Origin of the sequence: Hymenobacter sp. BT18 (assembly GCF_012273015.1) — a bacterium.
GTDB classification, from domain to species: Bacteria; Bacteroidota; Bacteroidia; order Cytophagales; family Hymenobacteraceae; genus Hymenobacter; species Hymenobacter lutimineralis.
Genome location: NZ_CP050954.1, coordinates 154,074 through 175,555 on the forward strand (window position 1 = coordinate 154,074; position 21,482 = coordinate 175,555).

The 21,482-nt window shown below is 58.5% G+C and carries 17 protein-coding genes and 1 tRNA gene; 8 read left to right on the plus strand and 10 right to left on the minus strand.

Going from position 1 to position 21,482, the window contains the following annotated elements:
• Positions 1-82: 82 nt before the first annotated feature.
• The 4 genes from hisIE (at position 83) to HER32_RS00710 (ending at position 2,927) form a co-directional block, all read left to right on the plus strand.
• The gene (gene hisIE, locus HER32_RS00695) at positions 83-721 is read left to right on the plus strand and encodes a bifunctional phosphoribosyl-AMP cyclohydrolase/phosphoribosyl-ATP diphosphatase HisIE (RefSeq protein ID WP_168679703.1); all 639 of its coding nucleotides are present in this window, start codon (positions 83-85) and stop codon (positions 719-721) included.
• Between the two features lie 99 nt (positions 722-820).
• On the plus strand, positions 821-1,363 hold the full coding sequence (locus HER32_RS00700; protein WP_168679705.1) for a GNAT family N-acetyltransferase: 543 nt from the start codon (positions 821-823) through the stop codon (positions 1,361-1,363).
• A gap of 108 nt (positions 1,364-1,471) precedes the next feature.
• Positions 1,472-2,251, plus strand: coding sequence for a glycosyltransferase (locus HER32_RS00705; RefSeq protein ID WP_168679707.1), 780 nt, complete (start codon positions 1,472-1,474; stop codon positions 2,249-2,251).
• 7 nt (positions 2,252-2,258) lie between these two features.
• Entirely contained in the window at positions 2,259-2,927 is a 669-nt protein-coding gene (locus tag HER32_RS00710) for a lipid-A-disaccharide synthase N-terminal domain-containing protein (RefSeq protein ID WP_149071441.1), read from the plus strand.
• Here HER32_RS00710 and HER32_RS00715 read toward each other — a convergent pair.
• On the minus strand, positions 2,924-3,910 hold the full coding sequence (locus HER32_RS00715; RefSeq protein ID WP_168679709.1) for a GDP-mannose 4,6-dehydratase: 987 nt from the start codon (positions 3,908-3,910) through the stop codon (positions 2,924-2,926). The two genes, HER32_RS00710 and HER32_RS00715, sit on opposite strands and share 4 nt — an antisense overlap.
• Before the next feature lie 194 nt (positions 3,911-4,104).
• On the opposite strand from HER32_RS00715, the gene HER32_RS00720 reads away from it, so the two are divergent.
• Both HER32_RS00720 and HER32_RS00725 read left to right on the plus strand, forming a co-directional pair.
• Positions 4,105-4,935: a glycerophosphodiester phosphodiesterase gene (locus HER32_RS00720; RefSeq protein ID WP_168679711.1), complete on the plus strand. Its 831-nt coding sequence runs from the start codon at positions 4,105-4,107 to the stop codon at positions 4,933-4,935.
• Positions 4,936-4,980: 45 nt separating this feature from the next.
• Entirely contained in the window at positions 4,981-6,666 is a 1,686-nt protein-coding gene (locus tag HER32_RS00725; RefSeq protein ID WP_168679713.1) for an ArnT family glycosyltransferase, read from the plus strand.
• 33 nt (positions 6,667-6,699) lie between these two features.
• Here the strand turns inward: HER32_RS00725 and HER32_RS00730 are convergent, their stop codons facing one another.
• From HER32_RS00730 to HER32_RS00770, 9 genes are all read right to left on the minus strand, one after another.
• Entirely contained in the window at positions 6,700-7,779 is a 1,080-nt protein-coding gene (locus tag HER32_RS00730; RefSeq protein WP_168679715.1) for a hypothetical protein, read from the minus strand.
• Between the two features lie 833 nt (positions 7,780-8,612).
• A complete protein-coding gene (locus tag HER32_RS00735; RefSeq protein WP_149071446.1) occupies positions 8,613-9,752 on the minus strand; it encodes a tetratricopeptide repeat protein in 1,140 nt (379 codons plus the stop codon).
• 86 nt (positions 9,753-9,838) lie between these two features.
• A complete protein-coding gene (gyrA, locus tag HER32_RS00740; protein WP_168679717.1) occupies positions 9,839-12,415 on the minus strand; it encodes a DNA gyrase subunit A in 2,577 nt (858 codons plus the stop codon).
• A gap of 102 nt (positions 12,416-12,517) precedes the next feature.
• A complete protein-coding gene (locus HER32_RS00745) occupies positions 12,518-12,757 on the minus strand; it encodes a hypothetical protein (protein WP_168679719.1) in 240 nt (79 codons plus the stop codon).
• Positions 12,754-13,464 (minus strand): HD domain-containing protein, encoded by a 711-nt coding sequence (locus tag HER32_RS00750; RefSeq protein WP_168679721.1) that lies wholly within the window; start codon positions 13,462-13,464, stop codon positions 12,754-12,756. Before HER32_RS00750 ends, HER32_RS00745 begins: the two co-directional genes overlap by 4 nt.
• 89 nt (positions 13,465-13,553) lie before the next feature.
• Entirely contained in the window at positions 13,554-14,963 is a 1,410-nt protein-coding gene (aspA, locus tag HER32_RS00755; RefSeq protein WP_168679723.1) for an aspartate ammonia-lyase, read from the minus strand.
• A 261-nt stretch (positions 14,964-15,224) separates the two neighbouring features.
• Positions 15,225-15,297 (minus strand) — tRNA-Thr (locus tag HER32_RS00760).
• Positions 15,298-15,691: 394 nt separating this feature from the next.
• Positions 15,692-17,989, minus strand: coding sequence for a DUF349 domain-containing protein (locus HER32_RS00765; protein WP_149071450.1), 2,298 nt, complete (start codon positions 17,987-17,989; stop codon positions 15,692-15,694).
• A gap of 57 nt (positions 17,990-18,046) precedes the next feature.
• Positions 18,047-18,613 carry a YqgE/AlgH family protein gene (locus tag HER32_RS00770; RefSeq protein WP_149071451.1) on the minus strand — a complete coding sequence of 189 codons (567 nt, stop codon included), beginning with the start codon at positions 18,611-18,613 and terminating at the stop codon, positions 18,047-18,049.
• Positions 18,614-18,812: 199 nt separating this feature from the next.
• Between HER32_RS00770 and HER32_RS00775 the strand changes: the two genes are divergently transcribed.
• Both HER32_RS00775 and pdxH read left to right on the plus strand, forming a co-directional pair.
• On the plus strand, positions 18,813-20,714 hold the full coding sequence (locus HER32_RS00775) for a hypothetical protein (protein WP_168679725.1): 1,902 nt from the start codon (positions 18,813-18,815) through the stop codon (positions 20,712-20,714).
• A 62-nt stretch (positions 20,715-20,776) separates the two neighbouring features.
• Positions 20,777-21,427 (plus strand): pyridoxamine 5'-phosphate oxidase, encoded by a 651-nt coding sequence (pdxH, locus tag HER32_RS00780; protein ID WP_149071453.1) that lies wholly within the window; start codon positions 20,777-20,779, stop codon positions 21,425-21,427.
• The last annotated feature ends 55 nt before the right edge of the window (positions 21,428-21,482 follow it).

Sequence of the window (21,482 nt, forward strand, 5' to 3'; positions counted from 1 at the left end):
TGGTATTGAGTAATGAGAAACTTCTTACCGCGCATCAAACCGAATACTCACTACTCAATACCAACTACTCAATACTAACCCAATGGATTTTGCCAAAATGCCCGATGGGCTGATTCCGGTGATTGTGCAGGATGCCCACACGGGGCAGGTGCTGATGCTGGGCTACCAGAACGCGGAAGCGCAGCGCGTGACCCGCCAGACCGGCCGCGTGACGTTCTTCTCCCGTTCCAAGCAGCGCCTCTGGACAAAGGGCGAAACGTCCGGGAACTACCTCACCGTGGTGAGTGAGCACGAGGACTGCGACCAGGACGCCCTGCTCATCCTGGCCCGCCCCGACGGCCCCACCTGTCACCGGGGTACCACCAGCTGCTTCGAGCAGTCCCAGCAGACGCGCTACCCAGCCCCGGCCGTGAGCTTTGTGGCGGAGCTGGAGCGCCTAGTGCAGCGCCGCCACCAGCACCCCGACGAAGACCCCAAGTCGTACACCGCCTCCCTGTTCCGCAAGGGCATGCCCAAAATTGCCCAGAAAGTGGGAGAGGAGGCCGTGGAAACCGTCATCGACGCGGTGGGTGGCAACTTGGAGGGCCTGAAAGGCGAAGCCGCCGACCTGCTGTACCATTTGTTGGTACTGCTGACAGCCTCCGGACTTTCCATGGAAGACGTAGTGGACGTGCTCAAGCAGCGCCACACCACCATTTCCGGCGGGGTGCGGCGGGAGTAACGTCCTTCCCTTTTATACAAATTCGAAAACGCTGCCCGAGCCTTCCTTAGGTTCGGGCAGCGTTTTTCCATTTCTTCAACTCGGCCAGTTACGTTTCTAATGCCCTCTACCGCTATCCAGTTATTACCCCTGCGAATTGACCAGGCTGAAATCTTCCACCGCTGGCTGCAGGACCCGGAGGTTATTCTTTACTCCTTGAATGCCTTCCAGCAGATGGATTCGCTGGCAAAGGTTTCGCAGTGGCTGGAAGCTACGCTGGCGGATGCGCGCTGCCTGAATCTGGGGGGGTATTTGGCCGATACGCAGGAGTTGATTGGTCACGCCGGTATTACCGGCATTTCCACGGTCAATCAGGCGGGAGAATATTTCATTCTGCTGGGCGAAAAGCAGTACTGGGGCCAGGGTATTGCCACGGAGGTAACCCGGCAGGTGGTGGCGCAGGGGTTTGCAGAGCTGGGTCTGAACCGGATTATGCTCACGGTTTCGGAGCCGAATCAGGGCGGGGTGAAAGCCTACCTGCGGGCTGGTTTTCAGCTGGAGGGCCGGCTGCGGCAGGCGTGCTTCCGGCATGGGGCCTTTCATGATAAGCTGGTAATGTCGGTGCTGCGGGATGAATGGAGCGCTTCGCTAATAGGGGAGTAACGCCCTACAAAAGCGGCCGAACCCATCCGTTCGGCCGCTTTTGCGTATGGGCAGGTACCTTGCTCAAAACCTTGCGTACCTTGCGCCCTGCTTTACCCCGTTGTTTCTATGTCTGCTGCTCCCGACCGCGCTGCCTACCTCGCCTCCCAAAGTCTGACGGTGCTCGTGCCCGTCTTTAATGAAGAAGAAAGCCTGGGGCAGTTTGTGGTGGAGATGGACAAGTTCCTGGCCGAAACGCCGGTGGCCACTACCGTGCTGTTTGTAAACGATGGTTCTACCGATGGCTCCGTGGCCATTCTGCGCGAGGTATGCCGGCAGAAGCCCCAGTACGAGTTTATCAGCCTGAGCCAGAACCGGGGCCTGAGCACCGCCGTGAAAGCTGGCATCGACCACGCCCGCACCACGCTCATCGGCTACATCGACTCCGACATCCAGACCACCCCGCTCGATTTCCTGACCTTTTTTGAGTTCCTGCCGGAGTTCGATATGGTGAACGGCATCCGGGCCAAGCGCCAGGATACGTTTGTGAAGAAGATGTCGTCCCTGATTGCCAACACCGTGCGCCGCACGCTCATCAACGACGGAATTCAGGATACGGGCTGCCCGCTGAAAATCATCAAAACCGAGTATGCCCGCCGCATTCCGCTGTTCCACGGCATGCACCGCTTCCTGGGGGCGCTGGTGCAGCTGCAGGGCGGCAAAGTCAAGCAGCTGCCGGTGCGCCACTTCCCGCGGTTTGCGGGCACGGCCAAGTACAACCTCTGGAACCGGGCCTGGAAGCCGCTGGTGGACACGTTCGGCTTCCGCTGGATCCGCAGCCGCTGGAAGAACTATGAAATCGGGGAGGCCCACCGCCAGCAGACTGAGGCAGTAGGCGCAGGCAAGTAACCGGGGTATGACGTCGCAAACAGTTGCCTTGGGCATTGGGCTGGTTTCGCAGCTGCTGTTTTCCAGCCGCATTGTGCTGCAGTGGATTCAGAGCGAGCGGGCCAAGCGGGTGCTGGTGCCCACGCTGTTCTGGCAGATCAGCCTAATTTCCTCGTTTCTGATGATAGTGTACGGCATCCTGCGTCACGACCCGGTTATTCTGGGCGCGCAGGTGATTAGCTACGCCATCTATATTCGGAACCTGCAGCTGCTGAAAGAGTGGGACAAGCTGAATCCCTGGTTTCGGGCCGGGGCCTACGTATTTCCGGTGGCCATGCTGGCCTGGTTTGTGGCCGGCAATCAGCACTTCAGCCTGCGGGCTATGCTTAGCAGCCGCATTCCGGCCGGGCTGCTGGCGCTGGGGGTTGTGGGCCAGGTGATTTTCCTGCTGCGCTTTGTGTACCAGTGGATTTACTCCGAGCGTAAGGGGGAGTCCACGCTGCCGCTGAGCTTCTGGGTTATCAGCTTCGTGGGCTCGGTACTAATCCTGGTGTATGCTTTCCTGCGCTGGGATGCCGTGCTGATTATTGGCAACGTGTTCGGGACGGTTGTGTACGCGCGCAATATTGTGCTGCTGCGCCGCGAAGCCCGCGCCACCAAATCACCGCGCGTATCTAAGAAAGCCACGCCGGTTTAACGGGGGCCGGCTGCTGCTTCCTCCAACGTGAGCCAGTGCACAAAGGCCTGAAGCCCCTGGGCAAGCGTGGTGCGGGGGGAGTAGCCCAGCAGGCTCTGCGCCTTGGCAATGTCGGCGTAGGTTACGTCCACGTCCCCGGGCTGCATGGGCTGAAAGGAGAGCTGCGGCTCCCGGCCCACGGCTTCACCCACGGCCTGAATCAGCTCCAGCAACGAAACCGGGCGGTTGTTGCCCAGGTTGATGGTTTCGTAAACGCCCGTATGCCCGAGCAGGTAGGCTACCCCCTGGGCAATGCCGGCCACGGTGTCCAGCACGAAGGTGTAGTCGCGGGCCGAGGTGCCGTTCCCGAAAACCGGAATGGGCTGGCCGGCGTGCAGCAGCCGCACAAACTTGTGAATGGCCAGATCGGGGCGTTGGCGCGGCCCGTATACGGTGAAGAACCGGGCATTGAGCACATCCAGTCCGTGCAGATGATGGTAAGTGTAGGTGAGCTGCTCGCCGGCTAGCTTGGAGGCCGCATACGGCGAAATGCAGGTGGCCAGCAAATTCATGTCCTCCCGGAAAGGCTGCTCCCGCGTATTGCCGTACACCGAAGACGACGACGCAAAGAAAAGCTTCTGAATGCCGCGCAGCCGCATCCATTCCAGCAGATGAGTAGTACCCACTACATTGTTTTCCAGGTAAGCAACTGGTTCCCTGACGGAGGGGCCCACCCCGGCTTTGGCCGCCAGGTGCACCACCACGTCTACGGGGTCGGCGGGCAGGGCATCCACCAGGCCATCCAGCCCCCGCCGGAGGTCTACTTCGTGGAAGTGGAAGCGGGGATGGTGGCTACAGCTACCCAGATTTCGCTCTTTTTGGGCGCGGTCGTAAAAAGGGTCGAAATTGTCGAGCCCAGTTACGCGGTGGCCCTGCTCCAGCAGTAGCTCCACCAGATGCGAACCAATAAACCCAGCGCAACCAGTAACCAGAACAGACGCCATTGGCAGTAAATAAACAGGAGGGAAGCCTCCCCACAGAAAAACAGTATGCCCGCAAAGGTAGCCGAATTTACTACCCGGATGCGGCCGCTTGCCTCCGCGAATGCCGCCTGAAACCACTGGTAGGCGCCCGGAATGCCCTATTGAGCCTCCTGCTGAGCTTGTGCGGGGTTCTGCCGGCCCTGGCTCAGGTCCGGATGCCCTTGCCCCTGAGCCAGGTACAGATTCTGGGCCATGCCGGCGCCGGCTTTTTTACGCCTATCCATCCGTTCAATTCGTCGCCGCCCAGCTCGTGGCGCGGCATCCGGTGGGCGCTGGAACATGGGGCCGATGGCGTCGAAATGGATGTGCAGCTTAGTCAGGACAGCGTTTTGGTGCTGTATCACAATACGAACCTACCCTCCATGACCACGGCGCGCACCGGCTGCGTGAGTACCACCGCGGCCGCTACCCTCACCGGCCTGCGTTACCGGGGCGGGTGGCCCTACGACTGGCTGCAGCGGGAGCGGCCCCAGCGCCTGGACTCGGTACTCAGCCGTTTGGCGCGTCGGGCGGTATTTCCGCTCATCCACCTGGACCTGCACGAAACCGATGATTGCGCCCGGTATGGGGATGGGCATCGTTCCCGTACTCTGGTGCGCCAGCTTAAGCGTCTGCTGCAGCAATACCGGGTGCCCACCGAGCGGGTGCTGGTCCTGACCAATCAACCCCAAACGCTCGTTTACCTGCGACAGCAACTACCCCAACTTCCCCTGGGCCTGGAAATCACCGAGGACTTTGCCGGGGGAATGCGCACGGCCCTGGCCGTTGGAGTACAGGCGGTGGTCTTGTCCAAGTATGTAGTAACGCCGGAGTACAGCGCTGCCGCGCACGCGGCCGGGCTGCAGGTGGTTATTTTCGGTGGCCGCTCTCCCCAGGCCATCCGGCGGCTGCTTGCTTCCCAGCCTGATGCTGTGGAGGTTGACAATGTGCGGCAGTTGGTGCGCATGCGCCGCCGCGCCCGCCAGCAAACGACAGAACCTAATTAACCGCCGCGCCAGATCTTCCCCATCTGTCCTATTCCGCACTACCCCATGAAGTACTTGCACACATTCCTGCAAACCCGAATTGGCCGCATTGGCGCCGTGTTGAGCGTGTGCGTATGCAGTTTTTTCGTGCACCTGGGGGCGCCGGAGGCAGGCCTGATGGAAGCCCGCAACTTTGTGGCGGCCCGGGAGATGGTAGCTGGGGGCTCCTGGCTGCTGCCAACAATGAATGGGGCGCTGCGCCTGGCTAAACCCCCGCTGCCAACCTGGGCAGTTGCCGGCGTACAAATGCTCACGGGCCCTACCGATAACCTGGCCGTGCTGCGCTTACCCGCTGCCAGCATGGCTACGCTTCTGGTGTTCTTCTTCTGGGGGCTGGCCCGCGAGTTGACCCGCCGCATGCCGGGTGAGCAGGAGCAACCGGGGCGCACGGCCTGGCTGGCGGCGCTAATGCTGGCCAGCAGCCTTCTGGTCATTACCGTAGGGCGTGACGGTCAGTGGGACATCTTCTCCAATGCCTGGATGGTAGGGTGCCTGTGGTTGCTGACCAGGGCATTACGCACCGGGCAACTGCTCCTTTACGCCACGGCGGGCCTATTGCTGGCCGCCAGCTTTTTAAGTAAAGGCCCCGTCGCGCTGTACGCTTTGCTATTACCCTTTGTGGTAGCATCCTGCACCCCTTGGGGCCTGCGTGGGCAGGTAGCCAAGGGATGGGGGCTAGGGGTAGCTGTTTTCGTGGGCGTGGGCGCGCTGCTAGGTAGCCTCTGGCCCTGGTATGTGTGGGAGCGGGTGCAGCCCGAGGTACTGGCCATAGCCCGGGTAGAAGTGGCTTCGTGGGGGGAGCGGCATGTGCAGCCGGTGAGCTACTACCTTAACTTTCCGGTTTTTACGGGCGTCTGGGCGCTGGCCGCACTGGCGGCGTTGGTAGTTCCCTACGCCCGCGGGCGGGCCGGGCGGTATGTGCCTTATTGGTATGGCCTAGTCTGGTTAGTGCTTACCCTGATCTTGTTAAGTATTGTTCCCGAGAAAAAAGAGCGGTATATGTTACCGTTGATACCGCCGTTGGTACTGCTCTTGGCCGGACTGATTCGCAGCTGGGAACAAGGTAACGCCGTCAGTCAGCTGGGGAGCAGTGGGAGGGTAGACGGTCTGCTGCTTAAGACGTGGGGTGGATTGTTGCTGTTGGTTTGCCTGGGGTTGCCGGTAGCTCTGCTGGTTGTCCAGCTACCGGGCTTTCGGCCCACCCAGCTGGCCTTTTGGTTTGTCTGTTTGGGGGCTGCTGGGCTTGGATATAGGGTTGTCATCCGGGGCTTAATTGGCGGCCGCGCAACGTCGTTGGTGGCCGCCTCTCTGGCGTTGCAATGCGGGCTGCTCGGGTTGCTGATGCCTGCCTATGCGGCTTGGGAAACCCGCAAGGCCGATAGGAGTATCCGGCAAATGGCAGACGTGCGTAAAAAACATGGTGGTCCGGCATATTCCTGGTACAGCCTGTCAGAGATGCAGATTAAGCAGGTGTGGCAGGCTGGTCGGCCCATCCGGCGGTGGCAACCGGATACCACGCAGCTGGGGGCCAAAGCGGCCGTGCTTATTACCGCGCAGCGCCTGCTGCCCACCCATGCGTTGGGACAGCAGGCGCCGGGCTACGCGGTTGCCTTAATCGATAGTTTTTATGTAGGTCGGAACCGGGCCTCAGAGCAACTATTTGTTTTTCGTATTCAACGAATGGCTAAATAATTGGCCAAATTCAGGAACAGTTTAAGACGTCAGCTAGGCAGCACCGCCTAGCTGACGTTTGATTTTTTCCAGCAGGCTATGTACCAGTAGTAAGTCCGATGGGTCCTGAATCGTTAAATCCGTATGTAGGCTTGGTCCGCTGATCTGCAGCCTGAATATTACTTCGGGGGTTGATGTACTCGGCTCGGGGCTTTGTGTAGGTATAGGTGGGTTTATACCATTTGGTAAAATCGGGGGGGCAAGGTTACGGTCGCTAGGCTGGGGCGGCTGTTGTTTTGATACCGACGGTTGCACGTCTACCAATGAGACTGATTCTTGCGTTGCTTGGATGCCAGTGTTTCTGGGAAGGTTAAACAACGCCGATATAGGATCCGGTTCTTCAGGTAAAGAGGAGTCAGCGAGTACAAAGCCGGGAGATGATGGTAAACTATTTATAGGCTTGTGAGCGGGCGGTTGCACAGAAGGCTGTAATGCTGGTTGGGCCAGCTCGGGGTTGCTATCAGTTGCTCTACGAAAGGAGTTGAGAGGCATTTCACCGGCCGCCAGTTCCCGGCGAGGTCCTTGTTGAGCACTCAGTTGGTCGATGTCGGCAATGATGTTTCGTTCGTCAATGAGGTCAACCATTCGCGCCCCCTCTACGAATGCCTTTGCTACGCCCTGGGCATTTATTTCCTCTACCCCAAATTCCCGGATAAGCATTACGTCGAACATGTGGACTGGAAGCTCCCGGTTACGGAACTTGCGACAGATTTGCATGAACAGCGGGGGATGAAGAAATGCCTCTCGGTGGTAAATCTTTTCCTCCTGTTTATCATAGGCATGTTTAATCCTACGGAATAGGTTCGTAGTAGTAAGTAACTCTCGTTTGCTAGTGAGCAGACCAAACTTAACGGCGGATCCGACAATAGCTTTGAAGGAGCCACTCACCTTGCGGTTAAGTTTGCGGGCAGCTGTTTCTAAGGCACACTTGCCACCAGTGTCATCAACTACTTCGGCTACTTCCCAAGCGCTGGTATAAGAGGTGCGCGGGTAGTCTATGGTCTTAGGCATAAAAAGTGAATGGAGGAATGAAATGAATGGTGATACTATAATACGAGTAAAAAGTAAAAACATAGTATGAAGTAATAGAAAGTATAAAATAGCCTATTATTTGTATACTTTTTTGTGCTTTTTATTACTATTGTTAAATATTACTCCCTAAACTTCTACTAAAAGCACTAAAAGCATCTAACAACGCATTACATCTATAAATAAATACCAAACTAACGGTAAGGCGGGGCAGGAGGGCAGGAGTACCCGTTTAGAAGGGTAGAGGATAGCTGTTATCTTACTTCTACAGCATCACATTTACTTTCACTTTTGTAGCCTTAGGCAAGGCTGCGCCTAGCACTACAGGTGTAAATCGGCCATGCAGGCAGTGTGCCGATAATCTATTAGAAACATATCCCGCTACCATGAGCCTAAATAACCTATAACTCACATTAACCTCAATCCAACAGTATTTGCATGACGCGCACAGTACAGCCAGGTATTCATTAAGGCTAAATTGAGTTGTGTCCTTCTTAAAAAGACTAGAAAGCTGCGTGGTCGAATAAAAACGCTAGATACTAAGTCGAGCTTGTTGAAGAAAATCTGTGTACATCAAACTGGCTGGCCTAGAAGCATGAACTTATATATCCACGGGGTAGAGTTAATCTATCGGGCTCATTGAGGCAGCCAAGGAACTTCACTACATGCACATATAAGGACATTACAGATGCTAACTTCTCGGTTGGCTACTGCTTTTCCTGTTAATTCTCGCTGGATAAAGTATCCGAAGTACATATTCTGTAAGGCCGACAACTCATCATATATCTGTCTTATAATTTATATTATGTTAAGTAGTATTTTGTAAAACCAGCCGGATGAACTAATCCGGCTGGTTTTCACTGTGCACAGGTGCTCTCCTACTTCATGCCATCCAGCATCTTGTTCATTCGCTCGGCATCAGCATTTCGCTTCAGCGTCGTATATACCCGGCTTAACGATTTGATGGTAGCTTGGTCCTTGGGCTGCAGCTGCAGCGCCTTTTCAAAATATGGCAGTGCCTGCTCGAAATACTTCTTGCCGTCTACCTCCATTTTCTTACCCGACTTCATATAAGCGGCCTGATCCATCCGGCTAACCTTAGTGTACAGATCGGCGCCCTTGTTGAAGTTGTATACCCCGAGGTTGAACTGCGCGTCAAAATTATTTGGATCAACTTCAACCGCTTTCTTGTACGCTGCAAAGGCTTGTTCCGTCTGTTTGTTTTGATCCAGAATCGAGCCTTTCACGGCATACAGATTGGCATTGGTTGGATCTGCTGCAATGGCCCGGTCAATCTTATCAAGGGCCTGTTTGCCCTGGCCCGAGCTGAGAAGCATGTTCAACTCCTCAATCATAAAGACCTTGTTGTTAGGATACGCCTGCAGGGCTTGCTGAACGACGGCCAAAGCCGCTTTTTCATCTTTCTCCTGCCGGGCAATCAGCAACAAACGCTCATACATCTGCGGCGACTTGTAGTTGATGGCCATCAGCTTATTGTAGTTTTCCTTAGCCCCGGCAAAGTCTTCCTTTGCTTCGGATGCATAGGCAGCGTACAAAAATGCCGTGGTGTCCTGTGGCCGGATTTGCTGGGCCATTTTATAGGAGTTGATGGCTTCATCGTACTTCTTGCCGTTGTAGCTTTCCACCCCGGCATTCAGGGCCATACCGTAGAGGTTGTCGAGTTTGCCTACGGCCAGTTTACCATACTCGCTGTCCTTACCTTCCAGCTCAATGGCCTTCTGGTACGACTCAAATGCTACTTTGGCTCCTTCGCCCGGCTGCAGACCTTTGCCGTAAATTGGGCTGGCAGCCATGCCTTCGTACACTTCGCCGCGGGTATACCAGGTTTTGGCTTTGCCCTTGGTTTTTTCATTTACTACGGCTTTATCAATTTCCGTACGGGCTTTGTCCAGGGTACCCTGGCGCTGGTACAGTACTGCGTTGGTAACGGCCGAGTTTTGTGCCATAGCAGCCTGCATAGCACACGCTGCTACAATGGTCAGGAGGAACTTCTTCATTGGGTTTCTGGTGAAGAAAAAAATTAGGATTAGGGTGAGTGCCAAAGCAAACGGCAGAACCCGCTTCCGAGTTCTGCCGCTGCAAGTTAATTAGCGCTGAGCGAATCAGGCTCAATCAGCGCTTCCAGGTCCGGCGCCAGCCCGCCCGGAGCCGCTTCCAGCCCGGTTTCAGCTGCTGCCTCAGAAGCCAGATCCTCAGCCTCTTCGGCTTTTTCCTCAGCCTGCACTTTGGCTACTGAAGAAATAGCGTCGCCCTCGCTGATGCGCAGCAGCCGCACGCCCTGCGTAGCCCGACCGATGGTACGGAGCTCGGCTACCCGCAAGCGAATAGTGATGCCGGAGCGGTTGATGATCATCAGATCATCGGTGTCCACCACGGCTTTAATGGCCACCAGCGCACCGGTTTTGTCGGTAATCTTCATGGCGCGTACGCCCTTGCCCCCGCGGTTGGTAATACGGTACTCATCCAGGGAGCTACGCTTGCCGTAGCCATTTTCGGAAACGACGAGCAGTTCCTGGGCTTCGTCCGACACGCACACCATGCCAATGGCCCGGTCGCTGCCGTCATCGGCCAGGGTAATACCCCGCACGCCGGCGGCATTGCGGCCCATCGAGCGCACTTTGCTTTCGTTAAAGCGGACCGCTCTCCCCGACCGCAGTGCCACGATAATCTCGCTGCTGCCCGTGGTGAGCTGCACGTCCAGCAGCCGGTCGCCTTCGTTGATGGTAATGGCATTGATACCAGCGGCGCGGGGGCGCGAGTATGCCTCCAGCGGCGTTTTCTTTACCGTTCCCTGCTCGGTGCAGAACATCAGGAAGGTATTTTCCAGGTAATCCGGGTCGCGCAGGCCGCGCACGTTCAGGACGGAGCGCACACTGTCTTCGCGGGGAATCTCGATGAGGTTCTGAATCGGGCGGCCTTTGGTGGCCTTCCCTCCTTCCGGCACCTCGTACACCTTTAGCCAGAATACTCGGCCCAGTTCCGTAAAGAACAGCAGGTACTCGTGCGTGGTGGCCACGAACAAATGCTCGGTGAAGTCGTCGGTTTTGGTGCTGGCACCACGAGCTCCAACGCCTCCCCGGCCCTGGCTCCGGTATTCGTCGAGGGCGGTGCGCTTAATGTACCCTTCCCGCGAGATGGTAATCACCATGCTCTCGTCGGCAATCATGTCTTCCATCGAGAAGTCGCCGCCGGCGTACTCAATGGCCGTGCGGCGCTTGTCGCCGTACCGCTCCCGGATATCGTAGAGCTCGTCCTTGATGATCTGCCGCTGCAGATCTTCCGAGGAAAGCACCGCTTTCAAGTGGTCGATGAGCTTCATCAGCTCCTCGTACTCGGCTACAATCTTGTCGCGCTCCAGGCCAGTCAGGCGCTGCAGGCGCATATCCAGAATGGCACGAGCCTGCACTTCACTCAGCGAGAAACGCTCAATGAGCTGGGCGCGGGCTACCTCGGGGTCACGGGAGCTGCGAATCAGGGCAATAACCTCGTCCAGGTGGTCGAGAGCAATCAGCAGCCCTTCCAGGATGTGGGCCCGCTTCTGGGCTTCGGCCAGCTCGAAACGCGCCCGGCGAACTACTACCTCAGCCCGGTGCTCTACGAAGTGGTGAATGAGGTCCTTCAGGTTCAGCGTCAGCGGCCGGCCTTTCACCAGGGCTACATTGTTCACGCCGAAGGATGACTGCAGCTGGGTATAGCGGTACAGGTTGTTGAGCACCACGTTGGGCATGGCGTCGCGCTTCAGGTCGTACACAATGCGCATACCGTCCCGGTCCGACTCATCCCGCAGGTCGGCAATACCCTCAATTTTCTTCTCGTTGATGAGGGCCGCCGTTTTCTCGATCATGGAGGCCTTGTTCACCATGTAGGGAATCTCGGTCACCACAATCTGCTCCTTGCCGGAGGGGGTGGTCTCGAAGGTTGCTTTTGCCCGAACCACCACGCGGCCGCGGCCGGTTTCAAAGGCCTGCTTTACGCCTTCGTAACCGTAGATGATACCGCCCGTGGGAAAGTCCGGCGCCGTCACGTACTCCATGAGCTCGGCGATGGTGATATCCGGATTATCGAGGTAGGCCACGATACCGTTCACAACCTCCGTCAGGTTGTGGGGCGCCATGTTGGTGGCCATACCCACGGCAATACCCGAGGTGCCGTTCACCAGCAGATTCGGGAATTTAGCCGGCATCACGCTCGGCTCTTCCAGCGAGTCGTCGAAGTTGGGCTGGAAGTCCACGGTGTCCTTGTCCAGGTCGCCCAGCATTTCGTCGGCCAGGCGCTTGAGGCGGGCTTCGGTGTAACGCATAGCGGCCGGCGAGTCGCCGTCCACCGAGCCGAAGTTACCTTGCCCATCTACCAGTGGATAGCGCAGGCTCCAGTCCTGGGCCATGCGTACCATGGTATCGTACACGCTGGTATCGCCGTGGGGGTGATACTTACCCAGCACTTCGCCCACGATACGGGCGCTTTTCTTGTAGGATTTGTTGTAGGAAACGCCCAGTTCACTCATGCCGTAGAGTACGCGGCGGTGTACGGGTTTGAGTCCATCACGCACATCGGGCAACGCCCGGGAAATGATAACCGACATCGAGTAGTCGATGTAGGCGCCGCGCATCTCATCTTCAATGTTAATTGGGATGATTCTCTCGCCTTCTGCTTCTGCCATAAGAGGTCGGGAAGGCCGACATACACTCCACTCTGGAGGGTGTCGGCGGTTACAGGATTAAGCCTGCAAGATACAAAAAAATGGCCGTTTTGCCTAGTTCTGCTAGGTTTTCGGCTTGCTTTTATCTGATTTGTGGCGCCCGTCTTTCTGATCGTGCACTTTGATTTTTTCGCCGATGGCGGGGTTCTGTTTTTTCCAGAGCGGCTGCCCCCGGTAACGCACCCCATTGTGGGGATGCGCCTTGCGGGTATGGCAGGAAGCAATGGGGCAAGTACGGCAGGAAGCTGCCAGCAACACGACTATCAGCGCCGCGCCGGCACGAACAAATAAGCGACTAATCATGAAGTAAAAGTACGATTCGTGACGGGGTTATCCAGGGCCGGCGCCAGGTCGCGTCCCTCCCACTCACTGAGGAACTGCGCGAGAAAGTCTTCCATGAACTGCTGGCGCTGCCGGGCCACCCGGCGCGCGGCCGCGGTATGCAGCCGCTCGTGCAGGAACAGCAGCTTTTCGTAGAAGTGGTTGATGGTGGGCCCCGCGTTTTTCTTGTAACTCTCGAACGAGTCGTGCACCACGGGCGGTACACTGGGGTCGTGCAAAGGCCGGCCTTTGTGGCCCCCATAGGCAAACGCGCGGGCGACGCCAATGGCGCCAATGGCATCGAGGCGGTCGGCGTCCTGCACCAGCTCCCCTTCCGGCGTGCTCATCGGGGTGGGCACGCCCAGGCCTTTAAAGCTGATTTCCCGGATAATCGTTTCTATGTGCGAAATAACCGGCTCTTCTACGGCCAGTTCCTGCAGCCAGGCCCGGGCGGCCCGGGGACCCGCCTCTTCGTCTCCGTCGTGGAATTTCCAGTCGGCCACATCGTGCAGCAAGGCGGCCAGCTCCGTCACCACAGGATCGGCACCGGGTGTTTCCTGGGCCAGGGCGCGGGCCACCTGCCAAACTCGGCGGATGTGCTCCCAGTCGTGCCCGGAGCCTTCGTGCAGAAATTTCTCCCGCACGAAATCGGCCGTGCGGGCAATCAGATGGGAAGAAGATAGGGACATAGCCAGCAGTAGCCTCAGTGAGCTGCAAAAGAACGGAACCGCGCGCAGACTATTGCCGCCGACGCCCTCTTGCCTAAACCCTGACCCAGCTACTGAATAAAGCCCGGGCGAATCATGTTCTCGAAGGTGAAGATTTCATCCCACTTTTCCTGGGTCAGCAACTGGCGCTCCGTCACGGCAATGGCGTACACGGACTTATCCGTGCGCAAAGCTTCCTTGGCAATTTCGGCCGCGGTTTCGTAGCCCAGCACGGGGTTTAGCTGCGTAACGATGCCAATGCTGTTGCGCACCAGCTCCTCGGCCCGCTGCGCATTGGCTGTAATGCCCACCACGCACTTCTCGCGCAGGGTGTGGCAGGCATTGGTGAGGTAGGAAATAGAGGTAAACAGGGCAAAGGAAATAACCGGCTCCATTACATTCAATTGTAGCTGGCCCGCTTCCGCTGCCATGGTCACCGTCAGGTCGGCCCCAATAACGTAGAATGCCGTTTGGTTGACTACTTCTGGCACCACCGGGTTTACTTTGCCCGGCATAATGCTGGAGCCCGGCTGCAGGGGCGGCAGGTTGATTTCGAACAGCCCCGTACGCGGCCCGGAGGAAAGCAGGCGCAAATCGTTACATATTTTGGAAAGCTTCACGGCAGTCCGCTTGAGCACGCCCGAAAGCTGGACGTAGGCTCCGGTATCGTAGGTGGCCTCAATCAGGTCGCCGGCTAGTTTCAGGTCCAGCCCGGTGATGGTGCGCAGGTGCTGCGTAACCAGCTCCGCGTAGCCAGACGGGGCATTTACCCCAGTACCAATGGCGGTAGCGCCCATGTTGATTTCACTGATGAGCTGGCGGCTGTCTTCGATGCGCAGCAGCTCTTCGCGCAGGTTGGTGGCAAAGGCCTTGAACTCGTCGCCCATGCTCATGGGTACGGCATCCTGGAGTTGGGTGCGCCCCATCTTGAGCACATTCCGAAACTCCTCGCCTTTTTGCGCAAATGCCTCGGCCAATTCCGACAGAGCCTGCCCGTAGCCCACCAGCTTATTGCTGAGTGCTACCCGGAAAGCCGTCGGATAGGCGTCATTCGTCGACTGCGAGCAGTTGACGTGGTTGTTGGGGTGGCAGAACTCGTACTGGCCTTTCGGGTGGCCCATGATTTCCAGCGCCACGTTGGCAATGACCTCGTTGGCGTTCATATTGACGGAAGTGCCCGCGCCGCCCTGAATCATGTCCGTCAGGAATTGGTTGTCGAACTCCCCCGTAATAACCCGGTCGCAGGCCTGCGCAATGGCTGCCGCAATGGAAGCGTCGAGCACGCCCAGCTCCTGATTTGCCAGAGCCGCCGCCTTTTTCACGTACGCCAGCGCCTGCACAAACAGCGGTTCCGTTTTCAGGGGAATACCCGTAATCCGAAAGTTTTCGATGGCCCGCAGCGTCTGAATGCCGTAATAAGCATCCTCCGGAATGGTACGTTCACCAAGAAAGTCGTGTTCAAGTCGGGAGGCAGCAGCCATAAGGTTGATCGTAGGTGGGTTGATGCGTATCTCCTACGGCCGGGGTTGTCCTGGCGTTGGCTTATCCCCACCCCAACCTGGCATCTGAACCCACTCCGTACCCAAAACACCACATGGGCCCCAACTAATAGTGCTTCCACCAGCCGGTCCGTTCTCATGGCGCTACTGGCCCGCGGCCGCCAAGTAGTAGGTACGCTTGGCGTCGCAACACGAAAAAGCCCTTCGCAAATCCAGGATTTACAAAGGGCTTTCGGAGTTAAGAGCCTCCTGCCGGGATCGAACCAGCGACCTACTGATTACAAGTCAGTTGCTCTACCAGCTGAGCTAAGGAGGCGTTAAATATGACGCAAACCTACTGTATGCGCTGGTAAGAGCCAAATTTTACCGAAGAAAATACGCTCACAATTGCCAGCCGGCCGGAATCATCGACCCTAACTTCTTTAGCGGTAAAGACATGCCGGTGCAGCTCTACTGCAAATTTTGAGTGGTTTCCCCGCGCAGTTGGGCATGGGAATTGGTACGCGGCCGACTTCGCCCGGAATCATAGCAGCCTACGGCAGTTTCTGGCCCGCTTTGCCAGTAGGCCGATTCCAGAAGCTGTACCCATCCGGTTAATGGCCTATAACTGGAAGCTAAACGCACAGTAGCTGCGGCTAGCATACCAGTTAAAAGACGACAACCCGCCCTGAATCAGGACGGGTTGTCGTTTTGGTTATTACGGGAATCGGCTAGCTACGAATTACTTTCAGCTGGCGCTTAAGCCCCTCGATGCGCTGCTGGGCTTCGTCGATGCGGCCCTGGTATTCCTGGCGCAGCTGACCGGCATTCTTGGACCGGGCAAAAAACTCCAGATTGGTTTTCAGGGTAGAAATATCGTTTTCCAGCTCGTTGATGTCGCGGCGCAGCGCCTGTTCTTTCTTGTATAGCTGCTGGGTATCGGCGGAAGCTTTGAGGCGGTCTACCTGCAGTTGGAACAGCAAATCGGAGCGCTCGGCGTAGGAAAGCCCCGGTAAAGTATCCAGGTACTTGCCCATCAGGGCCTGGAAGCGGCCTTCCGCACGTTCGGCATCAGCCCGGGGGCCACTACCGGCCGAAGCCTGCCACTCGCTTACCAGTTCGCGGAAGCCTTCCAAGGTGCCTGGCGTATCCGGCGTGAGGGCGTCCACGGTGGTGGCAATCTGCTCAAGGCGGCCGGCCTGCTCTTTGGAAAGCTGCTGAGCCTGGTGCTCCCGCTGCCGGACTTCCTCATGCTTACGCTCAAAGAAAGCATCACAAGCCGTGCGAAACCGGTTCCAGATTTTATCCGACAGTTTTTCCGGCACGCGGCCAATGGTTTTCCAGTCTTTCTGCAGGCGAATCACAATTTCGCGGCCCTCCTCCCAATTTGGGTTTTGCAGGGCGGCCTCGGCCTGGTCAATCAGCTCCTGCTTGCGCTTGAGGTTGGCGTTCTTTTCCTCATCCAGGGCTTTGAAGAACTGGTTTTTGCGCTGAAAGAAGCCTTTGTAAGCGCCCCAGAACTGCTTGTTGATCTGCTCGGCTTTTTCCCGAGGCACCAACCCGGCAGCATCCCAGGCTTCTTTCAGCTTCTGCAGCGCGTCGGTCTGGCTGCGCCACTCGTTCACGCGGTCGGTGTGAAACTCGGCGAAGGGCTTGATCAGCGCCAGAATTTCCGCCTTGCGGGTCAGGTTAGCATTTTCCTGCGCCGAGCGGGCATTGAGAAATTCCTTTTTACGATCATGCACCTTTTCCGACGCCGCCAGAAACCGGTTCCAGACGGCGTCGCGCTGCTCCTGGGGCACCGGGCCGATGTGCTTCCACTCCTCGTGCAACTGGCGCAGTTCCTGCAGGGCTTTGTTGATGCTGGCTTGCTGCCCGAGGGCTTCGGCGCGCGTCACCAGGGCTTCCTTGGCCTCGAGGTTACGACGGCGGTCCAGCTCCTTCATTTCAAAGAAGAGGCCGCGGTTGTTATAGAAGATATCCAGCAGGGCGTGGTAGCTGTTCCACAGCTCCTGCGCTTCCTTCTGAGGCACGGGGCCCGTAGCCTTCCAGTCGTTTTGCAGGGCCTTGATGCGGGCGGAGCTGTCCTTGGTTTCGGCCGACTCCACCAGGCTGCGCAGCTGCGACAACAGATACTGCTTGTGGGTGAGGTTCTTAGCCCGCTGCTCGTCTTCCGCTTTCGCATCACGGGTGCGACTTTCCCGGAACTCCTGCAGGGCTTTCACCACTTCGGCGTGCCCCTCTGGCCCGGCGTAGGCAAAGTCATCGGCCTCGCCCCCATTGGCAATAAACTGCTGCCGGGCCGCGGCGCGCTCGGCGGCCAGGGCGGTTTCGTACTGGCGGTTGAGGTCAAAAATCTGCTTGCGGTTCTGGCGGGCATCGGAGCGGCGCAGCAAAGAGAGCAGAAACGCCCCCTGCGCCGGCAGATCCAGAGTAGCAAAATCGGGGGCGGCCGTTTCAGGCACGTAGTCTTCCTCCTCCTCCCCGGCTACTTCCGGCACCCCAGGTGTAGCCTGCGCAGAAACCTCTGCTACCGAAGAAATGGGGCTTTCGACAGCAGTTGCTTCCGGGGCCGCACCAGCGCCATCGGCCTCAGCCCCGGGGGCAGGAACCTCAGCGGCTAACTCAGTCGGCGCGGCTTCAACCGTTGCTAAGGGCTCCGGCTGAGCTTCCGGTGTAGTTTCGTCGGCCAGGATTTCTTCGTTTTGCGTACCGGTATGCTCCTGGGCCCGGCGTTGCGGTTCCGAAGGGGCCTCGGCTGGTTCGGCCGAAGCATTCGGGCTGGGCAGGGCTTGTTCCAGGGTAGCGGCAGCCGGTTCGGCCGTGCCGCCGCCGGGAGCGGCGGGTTCGGCAATGGGCGGCGTACCCTGGGTGGGCTGCTCGGTAATCTCACTGGTCACGGGAGGCGCAGCCGCAGGCTGTTTGGCGCTGATTTCGGCCAAGCGGCGCTCCAGAATGCTCATTGGCGACTCTGCCTCGGGTTGACCGGCAGCGTTGTTGGGGACGGGGTGTTCGTTTTCAGGTACCATAAGTTCAGGGACAATGTCCGCACGGGGCGGACAATACAGACAAGCGGCGGCGTTGGGTTAGTTGAGCCGCGGGTCCAGCGGGTAGTTTGACAGCATGCGGTAGCGGCCGCCCTTCTCCCGCAAAATAGCTTGCCAGAGGGCATCACTAGTCAAAGTAAATACTTTCCCGGCAGCATTAGGATGCACTATCCAAACATTTTCCTGCACCTCGCTGGCCAGCTGCCCCGCCGTCCAGCCGGAATAGCCCACGTACAGGCGTATTTGCCCGGGAGCCAGCTCCCCGCTAAGCAGCAACCCCAGGACGACTGCAAAGTCGCCGCCCCAGTACACGTTGTCGCCCACTGGCGCGGCTCCCGGCACGTCGGCCCGCTGGTGCAAATAGTGCAGGGAATCGGGCTGGACGGGGCCGCCCAGGCCCAGCGGAATCTGCCCGACGGCAGTGTCCGCCGAGTCCGGCAGCTCCAGCACGTCGCCCAGCACCAGGGTAGACGGGCGGTTGAGCACCAGGCCAAACGTTCCTTCGGCCTCCGCGTGCTGGCACAGCAGCACCACGGTACGCTCGAAGTTGGGGTCGCCCAGGAAGGGCTGGGATATCAGCAAGCTGCCGGAAGTCAGGGAAGCCATACGCAAACGGGTTTAAAGCGCAAGATAGCCGGACCGGGAAAAGCCGGCTACCGCTAGGAAGTACGAGGCACGGGGGGCACCAGGTTATAGTGCTGGTTGCCGGAGGAAGAAAGCAGTGACGCGGCATGTTCGGCACTGGGTAACGCTAGGCGGCTGCTTTTTACCGAATATTGCAGCCGTTTCCAATTCGATAAGAACCATGCTATCTACCTCCGCCAACCCGCCGGCCAGCTCCCTGGTTTCCCGGTGGGTGGGGCCCGTCGGCGTACTGCTACAACTGCTGCTGGTGCTCTATACGTTTCATATCGTCATTTTTCATCCCGGCGAAAACCTGATTGTCGACCACTACGACGGGATTAAGAGCTACTATTCCGTGGAAATGTTTCTGCGGCAGCCCCTCTCCGATGGCATGGTCATGACGGGCCACAACTACCCGTTCGGGGAATACATGTACTACACCGATAGTACGCCCCTGCTCAGCGAAGCCCTGCACGTGCTGGTACGCATTTTCCCCGGCCTACTGCCCTACGGGCTGTATATCTACGACCTGGTCATCCTCAGCGGGCTGGTGCTGGCCACCGGGCTGCTGCACCGCATTCTGCGGCCTTGGCGGCTGCCCGTGGTCCTGCACCTGCTGGCCTGCCTGGCTTTGCCCTGGTTGTCGCCGCAAACTATCCGGTTGCAGGTGGGCCACATGAGTTTGTCGTACGCCCCCGCCGTACTTATAGCGGTGTGGGCCCTGCAGGAAATCTATAGCCGGCACGCGGCCGGACGGCCCCTGCGTGGCTGGCTGCTGGTGCTGGGAGCCAGCATTTTCGTAACGTCCTTCTGGCACTTTTACTACCTGGCTATTCTGGGGGCGCTGGTGGGCTTGTTTGCCGTGGTGTGGGGCCTGGACCTGTACCGCGCCAACCGCCCCTGGTGGCCCGTAGTTTCGCGCCTGCTGCTCACCCTGGCCGTGGCCGGGGCCATTACGGGCCTCACGCTTATTCTGCTGGACGGGCGGTACTCGGAGCGGCCCACTGGCAGTAATGGCTACGACTGGATTGGCTGGAAGCTGCATTTCCGCGCCTTCTTCCAGGCCCCGGGCGAAAACCACTTCCGCTTCCTGTTCGACCCCACCGAGAGCGTGCCCTACGAGTCGGCGGCGTACCTGGGCGCCATGGTGCTGTACACGCTGGTGGTGTGGCTGGGCCTGCGCCTGTTCAAGCGCCAGCCCCAGACCAACATGCAGGCCGACGTGTACGGGCGCTTTCTGGGGCTGCTGGTGCTGGCCAGCATTCCCATGGTGTTTATGGCCCTGGGGGAACGGTACGAGCTGCAAGACGGTGCCTACGTCATCCACAACTACTTCAACCCCTTGTTCTGGCTGCATAAAATCACCGAGCGGGTTACGCAGTTCCGGGCCATCGGGCGGTACGTATGGCCGTTCTGGTGGGCCCTGAATCTGCTGGTGGTCTGGCTGCTGGCCCAGTGGGGCCGCCGCGCAACCCTACTGCCCGTGCGGGTGCTGGCCGTGGTGCTGGCTTTGCTGCTGATACCCGACCTGGCCGCCGCTGTGCGCTTTTACCGCAAGTTCACCCAACGCCCCAACCTGCTCACGTGGCCGGCTGCCCGCACCGACATGGACCGCCTGACTTCCGGCCTGCCCCTGAGTCAGTACCAGGCTATTCTACCGATTCCCTACTACCACGCGGGCTCCGAGGGCGACTACAGCTATACAGTGGACCCGGACGACCCGCACTGCAACCATACCTACCAGCTTTCGGTGCTCACGAACCTGCCTTTGATGAGCCATAAAGCGGTGCGCACCCCCCCGTATCAGGCCCAGCAATTGTACAGCATCTTCAGTACTACCGGCCCCGACCCGGCCCTGCTGGCTCGCCTCGACGAGCGGCCCATCCTCGTATTTCTGGATAGCACCTACTACAACGGCAGCAACAACTACTACCGCGACAACCTGAAAGACCGCGCCGGCATGCTGGCCGCTTTCGAGCGGGGCGACGACTTCGTGCGGGAACGGCAGCTGCAGCTGCTTCGCCGCGAAGGGGCCTGGTCGCTCTACGCCTGGTACCCGAAACGAACCGCGCCAAAACCCTGAGTTGCCCGGCCGGTTTGACGCCTACCTTTGTCTCACGCTTCTCTTTCATTCCTCTGCCGCTCATGAACGACCACCACCTCGCGGATTTGCGCAAAACCTACGCCCAGCGCAGCCTTTCGGAAGCCGATGTACAGCCCGAGGCCATTGCCCAGTTTCGGCAATGGCTGGATGAAGCCCTGGGGGCACAAGTAGACGAGCCTACCGCCATGGTACTGGCTACCAGCAATGAACAGGGCCAGCCTTCGGCGCGGGTAGTGCTGCTGAAAGGCCTACCTGACGACGCTGGCTTTTTGTTTTTTACCAACTACGATTCCCGCAAAGGACAGGAGTTGGCCGCTCATCCGCAGGCGGCGCTTACCTTTTTCTGGCCCGGCCTGGAGCGTCAGGTGCGGGTAGAGGGCACCATCGAAAAAGCCGCCGAAACGGTTTCGACGGAGTATTTCCAAAGCCGCCCCCGGGGCAGCCAGGTGGGCGCCTGGGCTTCTCCGCAAAGCCAGCCGGTGGCCAGCCGGGAAGAGCTGGAGCAGCGCGAGCAAGCCATTGCTGCCCGATTTGAAGGTCAGGACCCGCTGCCTCGGCCCGCACATTGGGGCGGCTACGTGCTGCGCCCACACCGGGTGGAGTTCTGGCAGGGCCGCCCCTCCCGCCTCCACGACCGGATAGTGTATGAGCGCACTGCCGATGGCTGGAAAATCAGCCGGCTGGCACCCTGACCTTGCCCGATGTGTCACCTCATCCCGTTACTTTATCACCTCATCCCCCTGAAAA